The sequence below is a fragment of the Sphingomonas sp. ASY06-1R genome (assembly GCF_052180265.1).
In the GTDB taxonomy this organism is placed as follows: Bacteria; Pseudomonadota; Alphaproteobacteria; order Sphingomonadales; family Sphingomonadaceae; genus Sphingomonas_I.
Map to the genome: position 1 here is coordinate 3342388 of NZ_CP197464.1, position 25225 is coordinate 3367612.

At 63.9% G+C, this 25225-nt stretch carries 15 protein-coding genes; 9 read left to right on the forward strand and 6 right to left on the reverse strand.

Annotation, left to right across the window (positions count from 1 at the left end):
- Nucleotides 1–87: 87 nt before the first annotated feature.
- The 3 genes from ACSBM8_RS15775 to ACSBM8_RS15785 form a co-directional block, all read right to left on the reverse strand.
- Nucleotides 88–633, reverse strand: coding sequence for a GNAT family N-acetyltransferase (locus ACSBM8_RS15775; protein WP_442678945.1), 546 nt, complete (start codon nt 631–633; stop codon nt 88–90).
- Nucleotides 634–639: 6 nt separating this feature from the next.
- On the reverse strand, nt 640–2355 hold the full coding sequence (gene ggt, locus ACSBM8_RS15780) for a gamma-glutamyltransferase (RefSeq protein ID WP_442678946.1): 1716 nt from the start codon (nt 2353–2355) through the stop codon (nt 640–642).
- 68 nt (nt 2356–2423) lie between these two features.
- Nucleotides 2424–4907: a TonB-dependent receptor plug domain-containing protein gene (locus tag ACSBM8_RS15785; protein WP_442678947.1), complete on the reverse strand. Its 2484-nt coding sequence runs from the start codon at nt 4905–4907 to the stop codon at nt 2424–2426.
- A gap of 597 nt (nt 4908–5504) precedes the next feature.
- Between ACSBM8_RS15785 and ACSBM8_RS15790 the strand changes: the two genes are divergently transcribed.
- Together ACSBM8_RS15790 and ACSBM8_RS15795 are read left to right on the forward strand one after the other, a co-directional pair.
- Nucleotides 5505–6506, forward strand: coding sequence for a phytanoyl-CoA dioxygenase family protein (locus ACSBM8_RS15790; RefSeq protein ID WP_442681620.1), 1002 nt, complete (start codon nt 5505–5507; stop codon nt 6504–6506).
- The gene (locus ACSBM8_RS15795) at nt 6503–7696 is read left to right on the forward strand and encodes a capsular polysaccharide export protein, LipB/KpsS family (RefSeq protein WP_442678948.1); all 1194 of its coding nucleotides are present in this window, start codon (nt 6503–6505) and stop codon (nt 7694–7696) included. Before ACSBM8_RS15790 ends, ACSBM8_RS15795 begins: the two co-directional genes overlap by 4 nt.
- On the opposite strand, the gene ACSBM8_RS15800 is transcribed toward ACSBM8_RS15795, so the two are convergent.
- From ACSBM8_RS15800 to ACSBM8_RS15810, 3 genes are read right to left on the reverse strand one after another with little or no spacing between them, the layout of a single operon-like run.
- Entirely contained in the window at nt 7693–9219 is a 1527-nt protein-coding gene (locus ACSBM8_RS15800) for an LTA synthase family protein (protein ID WP_442678949.1), read from the reverse strand. The two genes, ACSBM8_RS15795 and ACSBM8_RS15800, sit on opposite strands and share 4 nt — an antisense overlap.
- 10 nt (nt 9220–9229) lie before the next feature.
- A complete protein-coding gene (locus ACSBM8_RS15805; RefSeq protein WP_442678950.1) occupies nt 9230–10033 on the reverse strand; it encodes an SDR family NAD(P)-dependent oxidoreductase in 804 nt (267 codons plus the stop codon).
- On the reverse strand, nt 10005–11282 hold the full coding sequence (locus ACSBM8_RS15810; RefSeq protein WP_442678951.1) for a capsule biosynthesis protein: 1278 nt from the start codon (nt 11280–11282) through the stop codon (nt 10005–10007). Before ACSBM8_RS15810 ends, ACSBM8_RS15805 begins: the two co-directional genes overlap by 29 nt.
- 309 nt (nt 11283–11591) lie before the next feature.
- Here ACSBM8_RS15810 and ACSBM8_RS15815 point away from each other — a divergent pair, with 309 nt between their 5' ends.
- The 7 genes from ACSBM8_RS15815 to ACSBM8_RS15845 all read left to right on the forward strand — a co-directional run bounded on the left by ACSBM8_RS15815 (nt 11592) and on the right by ACSBM8_RS15845 (nt 25219).
- Nucleotides 11592–18869, forward strand: coding sequence for an SDR family NAD(P)-dependent oxidoreductase (locus tag ACSBM8_RS15815; RefSeq protein ID WP_442678952.1), 7278 nt, complete (start codon nt 11592–11594; stop codon nt 18867–18869).
- 33 nt (nt 18870–18902) lie between these two features.
- A complete protein-coding gene (locus ACSBM8_RS15820) occupies nt 18903–20249 on the forward strand; it encodes an aminotransferase class I/II-fold pyridoxal phosphate-dependent enzyme (protein ID WP_442678953.1) in 1347 nt (448 codons plus the stop codon).
- Entirely contained in the window at nt 20246–21430 is a 1185-nt protein-coding gene (locus ACSBM8_RS15825; protein WP_442678954.1) for a glycosyltransferase family 4 protein, read from the forward strand. Before ACSBM8_RS15820 ends, ACSBM8_RS15825 begins: the two co-directional genes overlap by 4 nt.
- Nucleotides 21427–22245, forward strand: a complete 819-nt coding sequence (locus ACSBM8_RS15830; RefSeq protein ID WP_442678955.1) for an ABC transporter permease — start codon at nt 21427–21429, stop codon at nt 22243–22245. Before ACSBM8_RS15825 ends, ACSBM8_RS15830 begins: the two co-directional genes overlap by 4 nt.
- Before the next feature lie 73 nt (nt 22246–22318).
- Complete coding sequence (locus ACSBM8_RS15835) at nt 22319–23470, forward strand: lipopolysaccharide biosynthesis protein (protein WP_442678956.1); 1152 nt, start codon at nt 22319–22321, stop codon at nt 23468–23470.
- 104 nt (nt 23471–23574) lie between these two features.
- Nucleotides 23575–24048, forward strand: a complete 474-nt coding sequence (locus ACSBM8_RS15840) for a D-glycero-alpha-D-manno-heptose-1,7-bisphosphate 7-phosphatase (RefSeq protein ID WP_442678957.1) — start codon at nt 23575–23577, stop codon at nt 24046–24048.
- A gap of 49 nt (nt 24049–24097) precedes the next feature.
- A complete protein-coding gene (locus ACSBM8_RS15845; protein ID WP_442678958.1) occupies nt 24098–25219 on the forward strand; it encodes an AGE family epimerase/isomerase in 1122 nt (373 codons plus the stop codon).
- Nucleotides 25220–25225 lie beyond the last annotated feature (6 nt).

Sequence of the window (25225 nt, forward strand, 5' to 3'; positions counted from 1 at the left end):
GTTCCCAAGGCGATTGACTCGATCGCCAGAACGCGACGCCCGCCATCCACCACCGCACCGGTGAATGCCGCCTCCATAACGTCCTTCTCAATCCTGCGTCAGCGCCTTGCCCATCCTTATGAGAGGCACGCACATGCCATCGATTGGCGCGGACGAGATATATTCGATCGGTTCGTAACCGCAGGCGCGGTAGAGCGGCTCTCCCGACAAGGTCGCCATCATCTCCGCCCTCCGGAAGCCGTAGGCGCGGGCAGCATCCTCGCAGAGTTTCATCACCATTCGCCCTACCCCCTGCCGTGCCAAGTCAGGATTGGTGTACATCGCCCGGATCCGCGCGGCATCGGTCGCCGGGTCAAGGGCAGCAGGCGTCCGCGCGATCACGCTGTCGTCGCCGCCATATAAGGTCGCGCGAAAGCTCCACCCGCCGCACCCCGCAATGGCGCCCGCGTCCTCGACGATGAAGTAAGTCTGGTCGCGGATCAGCTGGGTATCGAGGCCCATCACCTTGTGGCTCGCCGCCACCTGCGCCGGGGTCAGGAAGCCGGTCTGCAACTGCGCGATCGCGCGCGCCATTACGTCCCGCAGCGCACTCAGATCCTCAAGCTGCGCCAATCGATGGGTGAAGCCGCTCATCGGCTTTCAATAGCCCTTCGCGTTACCGGTGCGAATGCGCGGGTCGATCGACCCATAAAGGCGGTTGTTACCGATCGGCGTCCCGTCCGCCGATGGTGCCCCGACAAGGATGGCCGCGATCTGATTGCCATATGGCATTTCTTCGAGCTTATGGCCCTTCGCCTCCAGCGCCGCCTTCGTATCCGCGCTGAACGCAAACCGTTCATAGCCGACCTGATCGGGCAACCATTGCTCGTGAATGCGCGGCGCGTCGACCGCTTCCTGTAACGTCATGCCGAAGTCGATCACGTTCATGATCACCTGCAACGTGGCGCTGGGGATGCGGCTGCCACCCGGCGTGCCCACGACCATGGCAAGCTTCCCATCGCGCGTGACGATCGTCGGCGTCATTGAGCTCAACGGACGTTTGCCGGGTGCGATCGCATTGTTCGCGCCTTCGACCAGCCCGAACATGTTGGGCACGCCCGGCTTTGCCGAAAAATCATCCATCTCGTCGTTGAGCAGGATACCGGTGCCGGGCGCCGTCAACCGGGCCCCGAACCAATCGTTCAGCGTGTAGGTGACCGAGACAGCATTTCCCTGCACATCGACGATCGAATAATGGGTCGTGCTCTGCCCTTCGTGCGCGCCCCCGGGGCCGGTAAGGCTGGCGGAAGGTGTCGCGCGATCCGGATCGATGCCTGCCCGCAAGCTGGCGGCATAGGCTTTGTCGGCAAGGCGGCCGATGTCCGCTTTCACGAATGCGGGATCGCCCAGGTTCAGATTACGATCGTGATAGGCGCGGCGAAATGCTTCGATCAGGTAATGCGTCCCTTGCGCGCTGTGGAACCCCAACTGACCGATCGGATAGCCTTCGACGATGTTGAGCGTCTCGCACAGGACAACACCGCCAGAACTGGGCGGCGGCGCCGAGATCATGTGCCAGCCGCGATAATCGCATTCCAACGGCTTTCGCTCGCGTGCCGTGTAGGCCGCGAAATCGGCCACAGTCACGATCCCGCCCTGGGCACGCGACGCCGCCACGATGGCTGCTGCGATCGGCCCTTGGTAGAAAGCACGCGGCCCGTTCTGTGCGATCTGCTGGAGGCTGCGCGCGAGATCCGCCTGCACCAGCCGCTCACCCGGTTTCCAGGGCTTTCCCGCATGCGTGAAGATGGCCGCCGTGGGCGCATCCTTGCGGAAGTCGTCTATCCCTTCTGCCAGAAAGTCGGCATCGGCCTGATCGAGCGGGAAGCCTTCCCGCGCGAGCCGGATCGCCGGCGCCATCAGCGTAGCCCGCGCCCTGGTGCCATAGGCCGCGCGCGCCAGTTCCAGGCCCGCGACCGTGCCGGGTATCGCAACCGCCTTGTATCCGCGGGTAGACAGGCCCGGGATCACATTCCCACGCACGTCCTGATATAAGCGCGCGGTCGCGGCCATGGGGGCCGTCTCGCGAAAGTCGATGAAGGTCGTGCGCCCGTCATGGAAGCGGATCGTCATGAACCCGCCCCCGCCGATATTGCCCGCTTCGGGAAAAGTGACGGCCAGTGCATAGCCGACCGCAACCGCGGCATCGATCGCGTTGCCGCCCTGCTTCAAAATGTCGAGCCCGGCGTCGGTCGCGAGATGGTGGGCAGATACGATCATGCCATGCTCAGCCGCGACCGGCATGGGCGATGCGGCGCGCGCCGGCGACGTCGCAACGACCAGCAGCGCTATCGAGGCGGCCGTAAACCTGCGCATGCCCCTCCCCTTAGAAAATTGGGGGGCCAAAGCCCCCCTCAAGACTGATCGTGACCGTGCCGGATCGATCAGAATTTTACCCGCAGCCGGACATAATAGAAGCCGCCGTTGATCCCGAAGGGCCCACCGTTGCGCGGATAGACCTGGCCGTCTGCAGCGCTGTTGGTGAGCGCATAGATCGGATTATAGGTGCTCGCCCGGATCTTGGTCGGATAGGCGTCGAACAGATTGCTGGCGCCCAGGGTCAGCGTGTAATGTTCGTCGAAGGTGTAACTTATGTCGAGGTCGGTGGTCCATTTGGCACCGAACTTCTGCCCCACCGTTGTTTCGCCCGCCGCGTCCTTGACCGTCGGATAGTCGACGGCATTGACCCACCACCCCCAGTAGTTTTCCCGGACGTTGAAGGTGAAGCCGCCACTCGACCAGGCCGCCGATACGTTGCCGCGATGGTTGGGCGCGAGATGCTTGATATTGATGATCTGCGCGTTGCTGATCACGTTGGGATCGGTGCTCAACACGGTGCTCTTGTTGTAATTATAGGCGAGCGTCAGGTTGAGCGAGCCGCCGGCAAGAGCCGTGCGATAGGATCCGACCACGTCGACGCCCTGCGTGCGCGTATCGAGGCCGTTGGTGAAATAGCTCACATTGCCGCCAACGCCGACCGCGGCCAGCCCTGGATTGGCCGCGACGTCCGCCGCGGTGACGGCAAATGGTTGCGAGATGAAGATCCGATTCTTCACCTTGATATTGTAATAGTCGATCGCCAGCGAGGCGCCGCTGGTCGGCGTCAGCACGGTGCCCACACCGAAATTGGTCGATTTCTCGGGCTTCAGCGGCTTCGCGCCATAATATTGGGCGATCGGATTATCGACGGGATAGGTGCCGGTCTGGACCTGATTGCCGCTGATGAAGTTGGTCGTGAGGATCGAAACATGGGATTGGCCGGGCGACGGCGCGTGGAAACCGGTGCCGACGGTGCCACGTAGCGAGAACCAGGGTGTCGCCTTCCAGATGGCATTGATCTTGCCGACATCGGCATTGCCGAAATTGCTGTAATGTTCGTGACGGCCGGCAATGCCGACGGTCAGCGTTTTCGTGATGTCGGTTTCGGCGCCCCCATATAAGCCCCAGCTTTTCTGGCTCCACGAGCCGGCCGCCTGCGGGCTGGTGCCGCCATAGCCGCTGGCGGCAGGCGATTGCGCAGACGAGCTGCCCGTCTGCGTATAGACGCCGCTACCCGGGGATGTTTCGGTAAAGAGGGGGACGGAACTGGCGAAGGGCCCCGCAGCATAGGATTGCTCGTCACCGGCCGTCGCCTTGTAGGTTTCCCGGCGATATTCCGCGCCGCCCGACAGGGTGATCGGGCTCGCGAAGCCGACTTCCAGCGGATAGGTCAGGTCCAGATTGGCGTTGGCCTCCTTCTGGATCAGGTCGCCAAACTCGAAGCTCGTTTGCGATGCGGGGCCGTAGGAGGGGCTCAAAGAATTATACATCGATAGAGTCAGCACATTGCGGCTGAGCGAGCCCGACAGATCATAGGTCAGCCCGTTTTCGAACTTCCCCTTGTAACCTACCGTTCCGTACGCCTGCTTCGTGACGCCCACGAAGCGCGGCGTGAAGCCGGCGGGGTACAGGTTGGCGGCGCTGAATGTCTGCCCGTTGGCAAGGAACCCGCCCGTGGGGCAGGTTGCGTTGCCGGCCGGACACGGCGTCAGATAGACCGGGTTGTAGGACCCATTCCGGCCGTTGGTCGTCGTGGTGGTCGTGGTGCCATCGTCGATGACCAGGCCCGATACCGTGATCGGCGGCCGATAATTGAAGCTTTGATCGGCATGCGACCGGGCGATGTTCAGGACCGCGTACAATTCGCTGTCGGGCGTGACGTCGAAGCCTGCATTTCCCAGGATCTTGTAACCGTGCGTCGGGGACGAGCCCCAGATCTGCGCTGGGCCAGGATAATTGGGGATCTGATCGGCCAAGCTAGGATTGAGAGCGGCGAGCGTTGCCGCTGTCGGACGGGTCTTGCCGCGGCTGGTACCCAAATCGTCATTATATTCTGCAGCGACATTGATGAAGCCGCGCTCGCCGAGCTTGACGCCTACGTCGCCGGCGATCTGACGACTGTCGCCGTCATTCTTGTAATATTGGCCCCAGCGGCCCTGCAGCTCGAACCCGGCGTCGCGCCGTAACCCGTAATTGAGCACGCCCGCGATCGCGTCAGACCCATATTGCGCGGTGGCACCGTCTCGCAGAACCTGCAAATTACTGATCGCAATCGCCGGAATGGCCGACAGATCCGCCGCCTGCGCGCCGTAAGACAGGCCCGTATCGCCACCGGAATAGACCTGTACCAGAGCAGAGCGATTGTAGCGCTTGCCGTTCAGCATCACGAGCACCTCGTCGCCGGGCAAGCCACGCAGCGATGGCGAGCGGACGAAGCTGGAGGCGTCGGCGATCGTGTTCTGCGCGACGAAGAACGAGGGAACGATGTTCTTGAGGGAGTCGAGGATATTTGCGGACGGCTGGGTCTGAAGATCGGCGGAGCTGATCACGTCGACGGGAGACGCGGAATCGGTAAGCGTGCGGTCCGTGCGACGGGTGCCAATTACGACAACCTCTTCGCTGCGATCTACTGCCTGGGCTGTCGCGGATATAGTAGATATCTCCTGCGCCTGCACCGATTCCGCTGAAAAAACACAAATAGTTATCGACGTTCCTGCAAGAAGGATATTTCTAATATCTCGATTGCCAACAATTCTTTTCATAAGAATTTCCCCGATCTAATTCAGTCGGCCTGGCATTCGTCCCCCAAGGACTAGGAATCACCACGTTTCTTATGACGGAATGGTTACGCTGCTCCGGAAAACTGTCAATCTCCAGAACGATCCACATGTCTTTTTTAGTAAAGAATGTGGAACTGCAGGACAGATCATCCCCCTTTACCTCGTGGGATGTACGATCGACTGTGCTTTTTCGACAAAGGTCAAAGGATATTTTTGCCTGCCGCAAGACTGTTGCGAAGTGTTGCAGTTCGGTATCGGTATGGCCGTTTCGGGCCTAGTGGAGCAGATCCTCAGGCTGGCTGCGCTCGCATCCTTGCGCATTGGGCGCTCTTGCCGAATAGGGGCGCCGTGAATCCCCTGCGTTACATGATGTCGCCCTGGTGGGCCTTGCAGCTTGCAACCGGCGCCAAGAGTTTCCGCGACAATCCCCTGATCGGATCGCAGCGACTCAACCGGCTGGGCCTGCACGCAAAGCGCGTGGCGATCGCCCATAAGATGGCGGATTGGCGGCGGAGGCGCCTCGCCGATCTGATCGAGCCCGCTGATCGCGCGGCCTTCGCACGCGATGGCTTTGTCCAGGTGCGCGACTTCCTGCCCCCTGCCGATTTCGCAGCGCTGCGAGAGCAGGTGATGGCGCATCGCGGGGCCGCACGCGAAATGGTGCAGGGCGATACGATCACGCGACGGATCGCGCTGGAACCGACCGCGCTGGCAGCCATGCCCGCGACCCGCGCGCTGCAACAGCATCGGCGCTGGCAGGGGCTTATCCGCTATGTCGGCAGCTTCGACACCGAGCCGCTCGTCTATATCCAGTCGATCCTGACGCATCGCCATGATGCGCCGCCGGATCCGCAGACCAAGCTTCACGCGGACACGTTCCACCCCACCGTCAAAGCCTGGCTGTTCCTGACCGACGTTGCTGCCGACGAAGGGCCGCTGGTCTATGTCACGGGATCGCATCGGCGTGACGCCGCGCGAATGGCGTGGGAGCAGCGCCGCAGCCTGGAAGCGCGGGACGGGCCGGATTTCCTGTCGGGCCGTGGTTCGCTGCGGATCGAGGAGAACGAACTCGCCGCGCTCGGCCTTCCGGCACCGACCGCCTTTGCGGTTCCCGCCAATACGCTGGTCGTTGCCGATACTAGCGGCTTCCATGCGCGCGGGCCTTCGGTGCGGCCGTCGCTACGGGTCGAAATGTGGGCCTATGGGCGGCGCAATCCGTTTCTGCCGTGGACGGGCTTGGACATTACTGGCGTACCGGGGCTGGCCGAACGCCGCGCGCCGCTGAACTGGGGCCTGCACGATCGCTTCCGCAGCTGGCTTGGCCAGCCGTGGGCGGACGTCGGCGGCAAACGCCCCATGGACGAATGAGCGCGTACGCCTCTTTTCCGCTGGAGCTCGCGGCGCTTGTGGCTGCGGACGGCCGCTATCGCAGCCCTTTCACCGGTAACGCGATCAGCGCCGAAACGGCGGCCGAGATCGTCGCACAGTGGCGCGCGCTCGCGGAGGTGAACCGCGATATCGCCGTTGCCTGCGGCATGGCGTGGTGGAAGCGCCCACGGATCGCCCAATTTCTATGGGCCGACCAGCGTCCACCGCTGCACTTCGCCGACGACGCGCCTTCGGCGATCGCGCGGGCCGGAGACCATGCCATTGCCGTGTGGCCATCGCGTGCGCCGCCGGGACTGATGGAACGTGCCGATGCTCGGCTGGTACGGATCGAGGATGGCTTCATCCGCTCGATCGGGCTCGGCGCAGACCTGCACCCGCCTTTGTCGATCGTCGTGGACCGAACCGGCATCTATTACGATCCTACGCGGCCGAGCGACCTCGAATCGATCCTGGCGCAGCATCCGCTGACGCAGGATCTTTGCGTTCGGGCGGAGACGTTGATCCAGACGATCGTGACGCGCGGCATCAGCAAATATGCCAGCGAGGCCCCCATCGCCCCGGCGCAACGCCGCACCCGCCGGACGGTGCTCGTCCCCGGGCAGGTGGAAGATGACATGTCGGTACGGCTGGGCGGCGCCGGCATCGCCAGCAACCTGGAGCTCCTTCGCCGCGCGCGTGCCGCCGAACCCGACGCCTATCTGCTGTTCAAGCCGCACCCCGATGTCGATGCCGGCCATCGTCAGGGGCGCGTTCCCGACGATCAATTGCTGGCCCATGCCGATCAAATCGTCCGGGGCGAGGCAATGCCGTCACTCCTATCGCGCGTTGACGCAGTGCACGTCCTGACCTCGCTGACCGGCTTCGAGGCGCTGTTGCGGGGCGTCGATGTCACCGTGCATGGCCAGCCTTTCTATGCCGGTTGGGGTCTCACGCATGATCTTGCGCCGCCGCTGCCGCGCCGCGGCCGGCAATTGACCCTGGCACAGTTGGTGGCGGGCACCCTGATCCTGTATCCGCGCTATCTGGATCCCGTGACGGAATTGCCCTGCCCACCGGAAATATTGCTGCAGCGTTTTGCCGAAGGCTGGCGCCCCAAAACAAGTTGGCTGATCCGGTTACGGCGCTGGCAGGGCCGCATTGCCAAGATGTTTGGCACCATTTCGCGTTAGCGAACGCCCATCGCCCTCATCAACCGATCGGCAATGTCCTCGGCCGCCAGATCCATCCGCGCACCGGCGGCAGCATCAGAACCCCATATCGCATAGTCCGAGCGGCGATCGGCGACGCCTGGCGCTTGGAACGCGCCGGTAAGACTCGGCTGATGATCACCGTAGAAGACCAGCCAACCAGGCGAGCCCGTTGCCGCAATCGCATCGCGGAGGACCGGAATCATCGAGTCGGTCGACTGAAGATGCTTCAGCCAGCGGCCAATCGCGGGCGCGTCCGCCAGGTTGCGCCAGGCTTCCGGCAAAGCCGCAGGGGCAAGCGCGTCATGCTTGGCATCCCACGGGCCGTGATTCTCCATCGTGATCGCGAAAACGAGGACGCGCGGACCATGTTCGCGAACACGCGCGGCCACCATCTCCGCCACCGCCAGATCGCTGACATATGGCCCGTTGCGGGCGGCATCGGCAAAGCCTTCGAGGCCGATAAACTGGTCGAACCCCAGCAGCGGCATCACCTTGTCGCGATAATAAAAACTCGCATCGTAAGGATGCACGCAAATCGTGCGATAGCCGGCCGCACGCGCCTGACGCGCGAGCGAGGGCAATGGGACGCGGGCAAAATGCTCATAAGGATTGTAACGATCCAGGCCGACGTCATCCCCGCCCAGTCCGGTCAGCACGGCCAGTTCCGAGCGGATCGTGTTCGCACCCCAGCAGGGCACCATGAGCTTGCCGGAACTCACGGCCTCGCGCTGCAACCGCGCGAAGTTGGGCAGATGATCGACGAGCGAGAGATCGAGCCGACGTGCGTCGACGAACGATTCGCCCTGCACGATCAGGATCGGTCCATTGGCGGGCAGTTCCGGCCAGCTCCGGGCCTGTGCCGCAAGCTGGCGTTGCGGCCGTTCGGCGCGCGCCAGCGTTGCCTGGACGATGCAGGCAGCCAACAGGCCGAGTCGCGCCGCGTCCATCGCCGGATCGCGACTGATTGCGAGCCGGTCGTAGAAGCGACGTAAGCGGCCCAGAAGCGCAGGCGCGGTCGGGACAACGAACAGGGCTCGACCGATGATGACCGCTGCCGATGCCAGCAGGGCGGCCTGCAGCAGACTGACCGGCCAAAGCGGGCGTTCCAGATCGATCAGCCATACGATGATCAACAGGATGACGATGGTCGCCAGCACCATCCGCCCCGTCCCGACGAAGGCAAGGTAGAGCCTTGGATGTCGCACGACTTCGATCAGTTCCGCACGATCGGCAAACACCACCGGCTCATCGAGGACGACGCGCTTGACCCGATCCGCGACGCCCATCCCGATGCCCAGACACAGTACGGCAAGGCCGGCAAGAATCGGGCGGCCGGTGGGCAGCAGGAACAGTCCGAAGCCGGCCAGGAACGGAAATGCGTCGATCAGCAGGATCACCATGCGATGCGGCTCTGGCCGGCCGAGCAGCGGTGCGCCGACGAGGCGACGCAGGCCGAGCCACGTCGCTACGGTAATCGCAATTCCTACAAGAAAATGGAGCATTAGAGCCAGTCTATTGCCCCGGTTCGATCCGGAACCGGAAGCCCCGCATGATGCGATCGCCCAGCGGCGCCGGCATCAAATCGGCCGCCTGCGATCCCATGGCCAATAGACGCGGGACGATGATGCGCGACCGCTGGGCATCAAGGCCCTTCCGCACGGCCGCCACCATCTTGTCGAGACTGAGCATGAACGGAGTCGGGCCCTTCCAGCGGTTCGTCATCGGAGTATCGAAAAATCCGGGAACGACAACCGTCACTGCGACACCCTGAGGGCGTAACAACGCACGCAGCGCTTCTCCATAGGCGCGAATGCCCGCCTTGCTGGCGCTGTAGCCTGGACTGTATGGCAGTCCGCGTAGGGCCGCCGTCGACGAAATCACCGCCACATGGCCCGCGCGGCGTGCGATCATCCGAGGCAATAACGGTTCGATCGTGTGGATCGTACCAAGCAGGTTCGACCTGACCTGCATCGCTGCTAGCGCGACGCCTTCCGGACGATCATCGTCCCCCGTCCCCGCCGAAACCCCGGCCGCGGCGATGACAAGATCGAAGGGTGTGCGCTGATCCTGCTCGACCAGCCAGCTGCCGAGCGGTTCTGCTTCCCCCACATCATGGAGGCCGGTCGTGACGGTTGCGCCGCGCGCACGACAGAGTGCCGCGGTGGCTTCAAGCCGTTCCGCATTGCGACCCGTCAGAACGAGATGCACGCCCGGGGCGGCATAATTTCCAGCAAGTCCGGCGCCGAGACCGCTCGACGCGCCGGTGATCAGGATCGAGCGAATGTCATTACCCCCGGGCGACGAGCGGCGCAGCAACCGGGACGCGTACGGGCGCAGGCATGCGCACGACCGACGTCCGGGGCTCGTCCATCTCCAGCCGGCGCATCGCGCCTGTGACCAGCATGGTGAGGCCTTCGTCGCTGAAATAACCGCCGTGGATCAGGCAGCGGTCGATAAGCACACGCCGGAAAGCATCATAGACCGGCAATTCGGGTGCAACCGGTTCCGTCCAAAATGCATCGAGGCCATTCTGGTGCGTGATGCGCGGCATGTCATAGACCGCATCGCCCAACACGATTGTCGGAACGCCACAGCGCAGGGAGAGCGTCCCCGTCGTGCTATTCACCGTCACCAATCCCCGGGCACCGCACACGAGCGAATCGATATCCACCGATTCAAGGAACAAGACACGGTCGGCGATGCCGATCTTGGCGGCCGCCGCGAGCGTACGCTTTTCCCAATCGACCAGGCCGTTATCCAGCGGATGGCCCTTCACGACCAGCAGCGTATCGGCCGGCGCACGCCGGGCGTAGGACGCAAGCACCGTCTCGATCGCGTCCTGCACGCCGACGAAGTTGGAATGGACGCGAATCTGATAATCGCAATCCAGCTGTAGCGGGAAAACGAAATAAGGCCGGCCATCCTGATGGAGGCGGTTCAGCGTTATCGCGGAGCGGCGACGCTCCGCGCCACGGCGCAGCAAGCGTACTGCCCAGCCGGCATATTCCGTAAGGATGTGCCAGGGGCGGTGCGTACGATAGCCGGGGAATAAGGGCGCCAGCGCGAGCGAGGCGATATTATAGGCCAGATCTTCCTTGGCCCGCCGCTCGAACGAGGACGGCACCGGCGGAAAGGTCGGCAAGGGCGGCAATGCGCGCGCGGCCTCGACATAATGATCCGGCGAGCGCGACAGACGCGAGTGCCCGTTGACGCCACCGGCTTCCAGCGTCACGAAATCGGGACGAACATATCCTTCTTCGAAGACATGCACCTTCACCCCGGTTTTGCTGGAAACGGCGATCGCCACGCTATGCAGTGGGCGGCAGTCGCCAAATAGCACGATGTCCGTGATGTTGCGGCGCGCGAGGATCTTCGCGAGGAAGCGGGGCCATTTGTCGAGGCTACCGCGATAATCGATTGCACCCGGCACGCGCCAGTACAGTTTGTCGCCGCCATTGAAATTCACACGATGGACGCCGTTCCCGGCTGCTGCCAGCGCTTCGCCCAATCGTGAGAAGAAAGGGCCTGCCAAACCCTGAAGAAAAAGAAATTCTTTTTTCGCCACGCGCCTCACCTGACCATCGACCCTGTGGCGCGGCGCGCCCTAGCGGCACCGCTCCTTTGCACCCGAGTTGCGTTCGACACAACCGGCGCGTTGGCTCAACTAACGACGGTCCCACACGGTTCAACCGTTACGGACCCTCCACTCCTGCCCGCCCATGCGCCACTCGATGCTGCATTGCAAACATATGACACAACGGCTGGCCGCGCTTTACCTTGTTCCTCCGCGTCGCTCCGCTATAGCCGCGTCACGCGTCCCACAAGCTCGGGTACGCCGGAGTTTCGTTTGAACAAATCGCGTTACGACTTGGACATGCCCAGCGCGGGCCCGAAAGGCGCTGCGGCAGAGCCGATTGCAATAGTGGGCGCGTCCTGCCGCCTGCCCGGTGCACCCAACATCGACTCGTTGTGGGAGATGTTGCTGGAGGGCAGAGATGCTGTCAGCGAAATCCCTGATGACCGCTGGAACAAGGCGCAATTGTTCCACCCTGAAAAGGGTCAACGCGGCAAGGCCTATACGTTCGCGGCCGGCATATTGGGGGATGTCAGTCAGTTCGATCCGGCATTCTTCGGCATATCGCCGCGCGAAGCCACGCAGATGGATCCGCAGCAGCGGCTGCTGCTGGAGCTGGCCTATGAAGCCATTGAAGATGCCGGTTTCGACGCGACCCGGTTGGCAGGGCAGCCGATCGGCGTCTTCGTTGGCGGCTCCTCGTGGGACTATCTGAACCTCAACGTCGGCGATCCTTCGACCACCGACGCATATTCGATGATCGGCGTGACCTTGTGTTCGCTGTCCAATCGTATCTCTTACGCCTTCGACCTGCGGGGGCCGAGCTTTACCGTCGATACCGCTTGTTCCTCGTCTCTGGTCGCGCTGCATCAGGCTTGCCAGGCGATCCGGGCCGGGCAGATCGATATGGCGCTTGTCGGCGGCGTCAGCCTGCTGCTGGCGCCGCAATCCTATGTCGGCTTCTGCGCCGCATCGATGTTGAGCCCAAAGGGGCGTTGCCATGCCTTCGATGCACGTGCTGACGGCTATGTCAGGGCGGAAGGCGGCGGCATCGTCATCCTCAAGCCACTGCGCGAAGCGCTGGCTGCGGGCGATCCGATCCGGGCGGTGATCCGCAATACGGGCGTCAATTCCGATGGGCGCACCACGGGTTTGTCATTGCCGAACCGCGAAGCGCAGGCTGCGCTGCTCGACGAGGTTTACAACCGTTTCGGATTAGACCCTGCGGATCTCGCTTATGTCGAAGCGCATGGCACGGGCACGCCCGCCGGTGACCCGATCGAGGCGGGGGCGTTGGGCGAGATTTTGGGGAGCCGCCGCAAGACCGCGCTCCCAATCGGATCGATCAAGACCAATATCGGGCATCTTGAAGCGGGCAGCGGCATCGCCGGATTGATCAAGGCCATGCTGGTCGCGGAGCGTGGCACCATCCCGCCGACGCTCCATTGTCAAACGCCGAATCCGAACATTCCCTTCGACGACCTTAACCTGACCCTGGCCGCAACGGCGCGTACGATCGACGGATCGAAGCCCTATCTGGTTGGCGTGAATTCGTTCGGGTTTGGCGGCACCAACGCCCATGCCGTCCTGGAAACGGCGAACACCGTGCCGTCAGCGCCCGCGGTCGCGTCCGACGAATTGCCGCCGCTGCTACTCTCGGCCCGGTCCGACAGTGCCTTGAAGGCGCTTGCCACCCTTTGGCGTACGCGCGTGGAAGAGGCGCCGCCCGAGCAATTGCCCGGCCTGATCCGGGGTGTCGCGCTGAAGCGGACCCAGCATAAGAACCGGCTCGCTATTTCCGCGAAATCGCGTGCCGAGTTGATCCAGGCGCTCGATTCCTTCGCCAACGGCAAACCGACCGCCCTTGCCGCAAGCAATGTCGCGGTTTCCGGCAAGATCGGGTTCGTTTTCTCGGGCAATGGCAGCCAGTGGGCGGGCATGGCCGCCGACGCGCTGGAATCCAGCCCCTCGTTCCGCGCGGCGCTGGCAGCGGTTGAGGTGGCATTGACGCCACATCTTGGCTGGTCCGTCAGCGAACGGCTCAACAACCCTGATCCGGATGGCCTGCGCAATACGGATATCGCGCAGCCTTTGCTGTTCGCCATCCAGGTGGCGTTGGTGATGGCGTTGCGGGAACAGGGCATCACGCCCGATGCCTGTATGGGCCACAGCGTCGGCGAGGTCGCGGCCGCATGGGCCAGCGGTGCACTGAATCTGGATCAGGCGTCGCGCGTCATCGCGGTCCGTAGCCGCAGTCAGCAGGCGCAGCACGGCGTGGGCGCCATGGCTGTATTGGGTCTCGACGGCGATAGCGTCGCCAGCGCGGTTTCCGGATCCGCGGTTGAGGTCGCGGCGCGCAATAGCGGCCAGGCGACCACGATCGCAGGCACGATCGCGGGGATCGAGGCCCTGGAGAAGGAAGCACGGGAAAAGGAATGGCGCTTCACGCGGCTTGACCTGGACTATGCCTTTCACTCGGCCGCGATGGATCCGATCGCGCCCCGTCTGGCTGCCGATCTGGCCGGCCTTGCGCCGGGCGCCGCCGCCATCGCTTTTTATTCGACCGTAACGGGCGCGCCGCTCGACGGCGAAAAGCTGGATGCCAGCTACTGGTGGCGCAATGTGCGCGAACCAGTTCTGTTCGCTGATGCCGCGGCAGCGATGGTAAATGCCGGAGTGCGTATTTTCGTCGAGATCGGACCGCACGCGGTGGTTCAGGCCTATCTCAACGATGCGTTGCGTGGTGCCGACAAAGAAGGCCGGGTGCTGCCGAGCTTGTCGCGACGGGCCAGCAAGACGGATCCCGTCACGGCCTTGGCGACCCGTATTCACGCCGCCGGCGGTGACATCCGCGGCAGCGACGCCTTCGTTGGCGAGGCGAGTGTCCGGGGGCTCCCGCCCTATCCGTTTCAGCGCGAGCGTTTCTGGGTCGCCCGCACCGAGGAAGCAACGGATCGCGTCACCCTTCCGTTCGAGCACCCGCTGCTGGGCGTCCGGATCGATGACGAGCCGGTCGAGTGGATCCGGCATCTTAGCCTGGAGACGCTGCCATGGTTGGCCGATCACGCCGTTGGCGGTGCGGCCGTCGTTCCCGCCGCAGCCTTGATCGAGACGGCGCTGGCGGCGGCGCGCGCACGTCATGGCGGTGCCGCCGCGCTTGACTTGCTGGATGTCGAGATCGGCCGCGCGCTGGTGCTTGAGCCGCATATCATGCGCGAAGTACGCCTGCGCGTAGGGTCCGCCGCGGGCGATTTCACGATCGCGTCTCGACCACGCCTGTCCGAGGAACCGTGGACAGAACATATGAGCGGGCGGATTGCCGCGACCGATGCGGACGAGGCGCAGCCGGCACAGCCGGAAGGCAGTCCGGTAGCGCAGGTCGCTGCCCCCGCCCTCTATGCCCTCGCGACCAAGATGGGGCTCGATTACGGCCCCGACTTTCAGGTCGTGTCCCGGATCGACGTCTTCGAACAGGATCGCGCGATTGCGCGGCTGGATGCCGCCCCCGACATCGGCTCGGGCTTCCTCTTGCCGCCCAATATCGTGGACGGGGCGTTGCAAAGCCTGCTCGCTCTAGCGGCCGATCGGTTGGGCAGTGAGAATGGTGTCCTGCCATGGCGGTTCGGCCGGGTCAGGCTCCGCAAAGCTGACAGCGCACGCCCGACCGCCGCTTTACTGACGGTTACGCGCGTCGGCCCGCGCTCCGTGCGCGCCGATATCGTGCTGCTGGACGCGGCCGGACGCGCCGTCGCGGATTTGATGGATTGCTGGTTCGTGCGTGTCGCGCTTGGCCGCCAGGCCACCGCCGATGAGCAATTCTTCCATATCGCGCAGGTCGCGAGCGCGGATCCGTCCGGCACCGCATCAACCCTCGCAGATGCCCGCTTCGGCATCACGCACGACGCAACAGATATGTCCGCCGCGGAAAGCCGACTTCTGGCCGATGCCTTTGCGACGTCCGCGACCGTCGAGGCGCTTCGATCGCTCGCGGCGGGCGATCGACTCGCGCCGCAAAGCTTGATCCGCAACGGCAAGATTGCGACGGCCAGCCGTCCGATCTTGGACCGGTTGTTGCGGTGGCTGGCAGCCGACGGTGTCGCGACCCAGGCCGACGATGGCTCCTGGAGCTTTGTCGACGAGGATCTTCCACCTTCGGACGCAATCCTGCGGACCCTGCTGTTCGATCAACCCCGCGGTGTTGCGGAAGTAGCGATGCTGGCCCTCGCCGGCGAAACGCTGCCGCTCCTGCTGACGGAGGGTCCCGGACGCGCGCCGGCAATCCCAGCAGCCCTGTGGGAGCAGATATTAGCGGCGTCGCCCGCTGGCGAAATGGCCGCGCAGAAGCTGGGCGAAGCGCTGGCAAGCCTGACGCAGGGCCGGGATACGCCCATCCGTGTCTTGCAGGTTGGCGCACGGCGCGGCGGATCGAGCCGGCTGCTGCTGCGCCGTCTTGGCGGTAACGCAACCCTCGTCGCCGCGACCGATAGCGATGATCTGCCCGCTTTGATCCAGGCATTGCATGATCTGCCGGCCGCGCGCGCCATTGCCTGGACGCCCGGTGAACCCCTGGACGAACCGGCTTTCGACATCATCGTTGGTCTGCACAGTTTTGCGCTGGGCGGCTGGGGCAATCGTGAGATCGAGTCGCTCCGCGCCGCGCTGGCGCCGGGCGGCATGCTGCTTCTGGCGGAGGCCGCGCCCAATCGGCTGTGGCAGATGTTGCGTCCCGATGCGGCGCCGCTGGTCGACGGCGGGCGCTGGCGCAGCATGCTGGAGGGCGCCGACTTTGCCGAATTGCGGTTCCAGCCGCTCACCACGCCGCTCTGGCCGGTCGAGCTGATTTCGGCACGCACCAGCGCTGCCGTACAGCCGGTGACTGCCGATACGCAGATTCGCCTGGCGGCGGCGCCCGGCCCGTTGGCGACGGCGTTGGAAAGCGCGCTGACAGCACACGGCGCGCTGGTCGATCATGGCGATGCCCTGATCGGGCACGTCGCGCTGATCATCGAGGACGACGTATCGCTCGCCTCCGCCTTGGCGCGGGTGGGCGGTCTGGCCGCCTTGCCGCCGGAGCCGAGCGTGACGATCACGCTGATCGTCCGGGGCGACACGATTGCCAATGCCGCCTTGAGCGGATTGCGGCGCGTCTTGGCCAATGAAGCGCCGCATGTGCCGACACGCTTGATCCGGATCGACGCCGACGTGTCGCTGGTCGAGGCCGCCGAGCATGTCGCGATCGAACTGATCCGCCCCGACAATGAGCAAGAAGTGATCTGGACCGCGCGCGGCCGCGAGGTTCCGCGGGTCCGGCGCGGTTTGCCCGAACGGGACGGCGCGACCCCTGCCGATGTGCGGATCGGTATCGCCCGACCGGGCTTACTCGATTCGCTGGAGTGGAACGCGCTGGAGCCAGCCAAGCCCGGGCCAGGCGAAGTTGCGATCAAGATCGAAGCGGCTGGCCTGAACTTCCGTGACGTGATGTGGGCGATGGGCCTGCTGCCCGATGAGGCGCTGCTCGACGGTTTTGCCGGACCAACCATGGGTCTCGAGTGCGCTGGCACGGTGATAGAGGTCGGCGCGGATGTCGACACGCTCGTACCGGGCGATCGCGTGATGGCGTTTGCTCCCGCGTCCTTGTCCACGCGCACGGTGACGGCCGCGCATGCAGTGATGCGCATGCCGGCGGACATGAGCTTTGCGGCCGCAGCGACGGTCCCCGTGGCGTTCCTGACCACAGTCTATGCCGTGGGCCAGTTGGCGCAGCTGGAAGCGGGCGAGACGATCCTGATCCATGGCGGGGCCGGCGGCGTCGGCCTGGCCGCAACCCAATATGCCCGGCACCGCGGGGCGCGCATCTTTGCCACCGCCGGATCGCCGGCCAAACGCGCCCTGTTGGCAAGTCTCGGCGTAGAAGCCGTGCTCGACAGCCGTTCGCTGTCCTTTGCGGACGATGTGATGCGGTTGACCGACGGGGCGGGCGTCGATGTCGTGCTCAACTCGCTAGCGGGTGAGGCCATGCGGCGCAGCCTGGGCTTGGTGAAGCCGTTCGGCCGCTTCCTCGAGCTCGGCAAGCGCGACTTCTACGAGAATAGTACCGTCGGCCTGCGCCCCTTCCGCCACAACGTGACATATTATGGCATCGATGCCGATCAATTGCCGCTCCGCCGGCCCAAGCTGGCTGCGGCTCTTTTCGACGAGATCACCGGGCTGTTCGCCAAGGGGGCGCTCCGCGCGCTGCCGCATCGGACGTTCGATTTTGCCGATGCGGAGGATGCCTTCCGACTGATGCAGAGCTCGGGCCATATCGGCAAGATCGTGCTGACGCCGGGCGACATCCTGCCGCATTCGGGCGCTGCTGCGACGCCGTTCGAGGCACGGGCCGATCGCAGCTATCTGGTGACCGGCGGCGTGGACGGCTTTGGTCTGGAAGCGGCACGTTGGCTGGCACGGTGCGGCGCCAAGCATCTCGCGCTGGTGAGCCGTCGCGGCCCCGCCGCACCCGGCGCCGATAAGGTGATTGCAGAGTTTGCGCAGGCTGGGATCGATGCGCGTGCTTATGCGGCGGACGTCGCAGACGAAGCCGCATTGGAAGACGTGCTGGCGGCGGTGCGCACGCAGCAGGCGCCGCTTGGCGGCATTATCCACGCCGCGGTGGCGATGGATGACGCCTTGCTGGGCTCGATCGACGAAGACCGGTTCGCCCGCGCATTGCGGCCCAAGCTGGGCGGCGCTGAGGCGCTGGATCGACTGACGCGCGGCGACACGTTGGACCTTTTCCTGCTCTTTTCGTCCGTCACGACCGCATTCGGCAATCCGGGCCAGGGCAATTATGTCGCGGCCAATGCCGCGATCGAAGCCGTCGCGCGCAAGCGGCATTCGGAAGGACTGCCGGCGCTTGCCGTTCAATGGGGGCCGATCGGGGATGCCGGCTATCTGGCGCGCGAGACGCAGGTCAGCGAGATGCTGTCGAAGCAATTGGGGGGCGCCCATCTGACTGCTGCGGAAGCGCTGGATACGCTTCCGGCGATGATGGCAAGCGGCGCGCCGGTGGTCGGTATGGCAACGCTGCGATGGGGGGCCCTACGCCGCCAGCTGCCGCTTCTGGCAACGCCGCTTTTTGCGGACATGCTCAGCGGCACGGCCGAGGAAGCCGCCGAGGTCGATCTGCAGGCGATGCTGGCCGAATGTTCGCCAGAGGAAGCGCGCGATCGCATCACGGCGTTGCTGATCGACGAGGTTGCGCGAATCATGAAGCTGGCGACCGATCGCGTCGAGCCGCAACGGCCACTCGCCGAGCTCGGGATGGACAGCCTGATGGCGGTCGAGCTGCGACTCGCGGTGGAACAGCGTTTCGGCATTTCGATCCCGCTGCTTGCCCTGTCGGAAGGCGCCACGCTGACGGCGATGGCCGGCCGGATCGTGCGCGGACTCGGCACTGCGGAGGCGCCGGAGGATGAGCGATCCCAGATGGCGCAACGCCTTGCCCGCCTAGAGGGGGGCTCGTTCGAAGGCCCGGCTGATGGCGCGCAAAGACCGGCAGAGCCATCTTTTGCCGCCGCTGCCGCCTCTGCGCCTTGATCCTGCCTTAGGTGCGTGTCACCGACTTTTCCGATGAGCGATAATTTTGGTCTCAGCGGCGATGCCAAGGCTAAGCTGCTTGCACGTTTGTCCAACCGCGCGCCGACGCAAGCGGAGGAGCGCGCGCGCGCAAAGCCGCGTCTGGGACGGCCAGATGTGGTCGCGGATCTCGATATGGTCCGGCGGGCCGGTGAGGCCCTGGGGATACGCAATCCCTATTTTCGCCCGCATGACGGCATCGCCGGCGCGCGGACGCGGATTGAGGGCGCGACGTTCGATAACTTCGTTTCTTACAATTATCTGGGGTTGAACGGCGACCCGCGCGTCAATGCCGCCGCGAAGGAAGCGATCGACCGCTATGGCACGTCGGTATCCGCAAGCCGTGTCGTATCGGGCGAGCGACCTATCCACCGCGAGTTGGAGCAGGCTATCGCCCGCGTCTATCAGACCGAGGACGCGGTTGCGCTCGTCTCAGGGCACGCCACCAATGTGACGGTGATCGGCCATCTTGTCGGACGCGACGACGTGATCCTGCACGATTCGCTGAGTCACAATAGTATAGTCCAAGGTGCGCTAGCGAGCGGCGCGCATCGCATCGCCTTCCCCCACAATGACATGGACGAGCTGGAGCGCCTGCTGGCCGGATCGCGGGACAAAGCCGAACGCGCGCTGATCGTGGTCGAAGGCCATTACAGCATGGATGGCGATATCCCGGATCTGGCCCGGCTGGTCGCGATCGCAAAGGCCCATGGCGCCCATCTGATGGTCGATGAAGCCCATTCGCTGGGCGTGCTCGGCGCGCGCGGACATGGCATTGCCGAACAGGCGCGCGTCGATCCGGGTGATATCGACATCTGGATGGGTACGCTCAGCAAGACGCTGTCGGGTTGCGGCGGCTATATCGCTGCCTCCGCCGAGTTGATCGAATATCTCAAGAGCAGTGCGCCGGGCTTCGTTTATTCGGTGGGGCTGCCGCCGCCAGTAGCTGCGGCCGCCCTTGTGAGCCTCCAAATCATGCATGCCGAGCCGGAGCGCGTCGCCAAGCTGCAGGCCAATGCCGATCATTTCCTGCATGCGGCGCGCGCGCTGGGGCTGGATACCGGCCCATCGATCGGCGCCGCGATCGTTCCGATCATGACGGGCAGCTCGATCGTGGCGGCGCGTGCCGCCGACCGATTGCTCGATATGGGCATCAACGTCCAGCCAATCATCTACCCGGCTGTCCCCGAACAATCTGCGCGGCTAAGGTTCTTCCTGTCGTCCCTGCATGAACCCGAACAGCTTGATCGTGTCGCCGAAGCGGTGGCACTTGTGATGCGCGAGGTGCGGGCGGAGCGCATCGATCTTGGGGCATTGGCGAACAGACTAGCGGCCGAGTGAGCGAGATCATCCTGGATATCACGCGCTTGCTGTCGCGCGTGCTGCACCCGACGCCCACGGGCGTCGATCGGGTGGAGATGGCCTATGCACGCGGCCTGCTTGCGAAAATACCGGAGCGTCTGCGCTTCGCGGCCGTCCATCCCAGCGGCCTCTATGGCAGGTTGCCGCGCAAGGCGGTGATCCGTTTCCTGGACGCCACCGAACAACGATGGCGGGATGAGGGGCTTGGCCACGCATCTTTACGGGTGTTCGCAGCCAAGGCGCTGCTCTCGCTGCGGCCCCGTCTGGCCAAGGCAAGCGCCAAGAGTATCTATCTACAGCCGTCACCGAATAACCTGATCAAGCCGGCGTTGATGCGCGCGATCCTGAAGCGGGAAAATGCACAGCTGGTGTGCCTGGTGCATGATCTGATCCCGATCCAGTTCCCCGAATATGCCCGACCGGGTGGCGCCGCACTGCACCGGCGCCGCATGGAGACCGTGGCCGCACTGTCGGATGGCATCATCGCCAACTCGCAGGCTACGCTGGATGCGCTGCAGCCGGTGCTCGACTGGGCAGGGCGCCGTCCCGAGACCGCGGTCGCCTATCTGGGCGCGGAGTCCGCGGCGGCGTCGCGCATTGAGGTGTCCGACCGGCCCTATTTCATCTGCGTCGGGACGATCGAGCCACGGAAAAACCATCTGCTGCTGCTGCATTTATGGCGCGCAATGGCCGAAACACGCGGTGCCGCGGCGATCCCGAAGCTGGTACTGATCGGACGACGCGGTTGGGAGAATGAACAGGTTGTCGATTTGCTGGAGCGCTGCCCGGCGCTGACCGACTGCGTGGAAGAATATGCCGGCCTGCCGGACCGTGACGTCGTCGCCCGCATTTCCGGAGCGCGTGCGCTGCTGATGCCGTCTTTCGCCGAGGGCTATGGTATGCCCGTTGCCGAGGCGTTGGCGCTGGGCGTGCCCGTAATCTGCAGCGATCTGCCCGCTTTGCGCGAGGCGGGTGGCGATGTGCCGCGCTTTCTCGACCCTCTCGACGGCCCGGCATGGCAGAGGGCGATCGACGAACTTACCCACCTGGAGTCCGCCGAACGCTCCGCCCAAGTCAAACGCTTGGTCGACTGGCATGCCCCAACCTGGCCGCAACATATCGCCATTGTGCTGGACTTGCTGCATAAGCTGCAACCATGAACGTCGTTTCCACCACCAAACCCGCACGGCGCGGTTCGTTTACAGACGCATTACGCGCGCAAATGCGGGTCATCGGCGCGCTCATTCTGCGCGAACTGCACACGCGTTATGGCCGCGAAAATGTCGGCTACCTGTGGATGTTTCTGGAGCCCCTGCTGCTCGCGACCGTCATCGGTCTGATGCATTATGAAAGCGGGCATTCCCCTGGCGGCAGCGATATCAAACCGCTGCCCTTCGGTGTGATCGGCTATACCACCTTCATTCTGTTTCGGGGTATCGTCAGCCGTGCCGAGGGCGCGCTCGAGGCGAATGCCCCCCTGCTCTACCACCGTTCCGTCACGGTTCTCGATATCGTCTTCTCCCGCGCTCTGCTGGAATTTGCGTCGGTCTTCTGCGTGTTTGCGATTTTGATGGCGCTTATGGTCTTCAGCGGTCTGGCGGACCCGCCAGCCCGCCCGCTCTACATCATGCTGGGCTGGGGGTTGATGTGGTGGTTTTGTGTTGGCCAGTCTCTCGTCATTACCGCCATCACGTATGAGCAGCGCACGGTTGGACGGCTGGTGCATCCCTATGCGTATTTCATGACGGGGTTGTCGGGCGCTTTCTACATGGTTGCGTGGCTGCCGCCTGCCGTCCAGGCATGGGCTGGATGGCTGCCGACCACGACTGTCTTCGAAACTGTCCGCTACGGCTGGTTTGAAACGGCCACAGACGACTATGCTTTCTATGGTTATTGCTCTGCCTTCTGCCTGATCCAAATGTGGGCCGGCCTGGTGGGCATTCGTATGATGCGCGAAAAGGTTCACCTCTCCTGATGAGCAACATTGATTGCACGATGCGTCCGCACGGCGGATCGGCTAGGATCAGCAAATGAATATGCATGGCTTCATGACCCCCGCGGACGATATGGAGGTGCGAGAGACGGGGCCCGTCGAACGTGCCCGCGCATGGATCATGGAAAGACGATGGTTTCTTGGCATCGTCGTGCTTCCGACCTTGTTGGTCGGGCTCTATCTCTTCACGTACGCGTCCGACCAATACGAGTCCGAGGCGCACTTCCTGGTTCGCACGTCGGCTGGCTCGGTTCAACCGACGGCTGGCGTCAGCGCCGTCATTGGCATGGTTACCGGCACGAGTGGCGGCAACAACGAGGCGATGAGCGTCGCCGATTATCTGGTGTCGCATGACGCGGTCGACCGCCTTCGCAAAGAGGACAAGCTCGTCGAGCGGTTCCGGAGGCCGGGTGTCGATATCCTGAGCCGATTGATGCCGGCCAATCCCACGCCGGAGCGCCTGTTGCGCTATTATGAGAAGCAGGTTTCGGTGAAGTATCACACGGACACCGGGATTACCGTGGTCAAGGTGCACAGCTTCAATCCCGAAGATAGCTACACGATTGCCCGTAAGCTGCTCCAAATTGGTGAAGAGCGCGTGAACGTACTGAATCAGCGCAGCTATGCCGATGCGATCGACAATGCGCGACGCCAGCTTGCGGATGCGGAGGCAGCCCTGGCCGTGTCGAACTCGCAAATGACGTCCTTCCGCAGGTCGCATGGCGATATCGATCCGCAGGCGACGGGTCAGGCGCAGTTAGGGTTGGTATCCGGACTGCAAGCGCAGGTGTCTCAGGCGCGGGCGCAGCTTAACGCGATGGGCGGCATGATCAGCCGCACCAGCCCACAATATCAGGCTTTGTCGGCGCATGTGGAGGCGCTTCAGCAGCAGCTTAATGCGCAGAGCGGCCGCCTTGCGGGGAGCGGAAGTGCGATCGCAAACGATATCAGCGGGTTCCAGGGGCTCGAGCTTCGCCGTAACTTCCTGGCCAAACGCTACGAAGCGGCAGCCTCCGGGCTGGAGCGCGCGCTGCAACAAGCGCAACAGCAGCAGTTGTATCTGGTGCGCGTCGTTGATGCGAACATGCCGGTAAAAGCCCTGTTTCCCGAGCGCTGGCGTATCTTGCTGACGGTCGTGATCTCGCTTCTGTTGATCTATTCGATCGGCTGGTTGATCGCCGCTGGCGTTCGCGAACACGCCGCATAAAGATGAGGAGGCGCGTCCCTCGGGACGCGCCTTATGCCATGACACCGTCACATCAGCCTGATCTGGCCCCGCCCCGGCCTGCCGCCTTTTTGGATCGAGACGGCGTGATCAACGTGGATCACGGCTATACATTCAGGCCCACGGATCTGGAATTCACTCCCACCGCGATCGAAGGCATCCGCCTGTTGAACCACGCGGGTTATCCGGTTCTCGTGGTGACAAACCAGTCCGGCGTCGCCCGCGGCCTATATTCAACCGAGGACGTCGAGCGGTTTCACGATCACATGCAGGCGGCCCTGCAAGAGCAGGGCGCTCATATCGACGCCTTCTACTACGCCCCCTATCATCCAGACGGGATCGTGCCTGAATTCGCTATCGAGCATGACGATCGCAAGCCCGGAGCCGGGATGATCCTGCGCGCGATGGGCGACTGGAACGTCGCTCCCGCGGGCAGCTTCATGATCGGCGACAAGCAAAGCGATGCGGATAGCGCGGCTGCAGCCGGCATAATCTCACGCCTGATTTCCCCGAATGACGGCGATCTCGCTTCTGCCGTCCGTACCCTTCTTGCGCGATGATCGCGATTAACGACATGCGCGCTTGTGCGGCTTCGTGCCCGAGGACCTGATGCTGAACAACTATATCGACTGGATCCAGAACGCCGCTCTGCCGGCATGGGCGGAGCGCGGATTCGATTCCGCTGCGGGCCGGTTTCAGGAGCGACTGGATCAAAGCGGTACGCCGATGATCGTGCCGCATCGTGCCATGGTGCAAGCACGACAGATCTTCGTCTTCGCGCATGCGGCCGAACAGGGCTGGTCCGATCGGGGACAAGACCTTGCGGAACGGGCGATGCATTCGCTGATTCGCGATTTCGCGTCCGACCATGATGGCGAGACGTCCTTCGCATTCTCGATCGATCCGATCGGCGGCACGGTCGTCTCGGCCACGCGAGACGCCTATGCCCATGCCTTCGTGCTCTTCTCGATCGCCGCGCTGTACCGTCTCAACCAGGATCCACAGCTGCTTGCGCTCGCCGATCGAACGATCCGCTTCGTCGAATCCCAGTTGGACGACAAGCAATATGGCGGGTTGTTCGACGCGTTGCCCGCGCCCGATGAGAAGCGCCAAAATCCTCACATGCACTTGCTCGAGGCCTATCTGTTCCTTGAACAGGCGGCCCCTGGCCGCGGCTATCTGGAGCGCGCAGCAACGCTTGTCGCACTGTTTGAGCAACGCTTCTTCATCGACGGACGCCTGCTCGAATATTTCGCGCGCGATTGGACGGTTGCACAGCGCGCTGCATGGGAGCCCGGTCATCATTTCGAGTGGGTGTGGCTGCTGGGAGAATATGCGACACTGTCAGGAGCGGACCTCGGCGGCGCCGGTGCAGCCCTGTACGCTGCCGCCCAAGACCATGGAATCGCCGAAAACGGACTGGTCGTGGACGAGATTGCGGCGGCGGGCGACACGCTTCTGAAGGGATCACACCGCGTTTGGCCCCATACCGAAGCGATTAAGGCGGCGGCGACGCGGCATGCGTCCGGTGACGCGAAGGCGCATGCCTTCGCCGATCAGATGGCCGCGGGGCTGATGAACACGTTTCTCGATCGCCCGTTTAGCGGAGGCTGGATCGATCATGTATCGGCAGCGACGGAACCGTTGGTCGACTATGTGCCCGCCAGTTCGCTTTACCATATCGTGCTCGCGGGGAGCGTCGCCGCAAAAGGCTTTGCGGCCACCCCATGATTACCA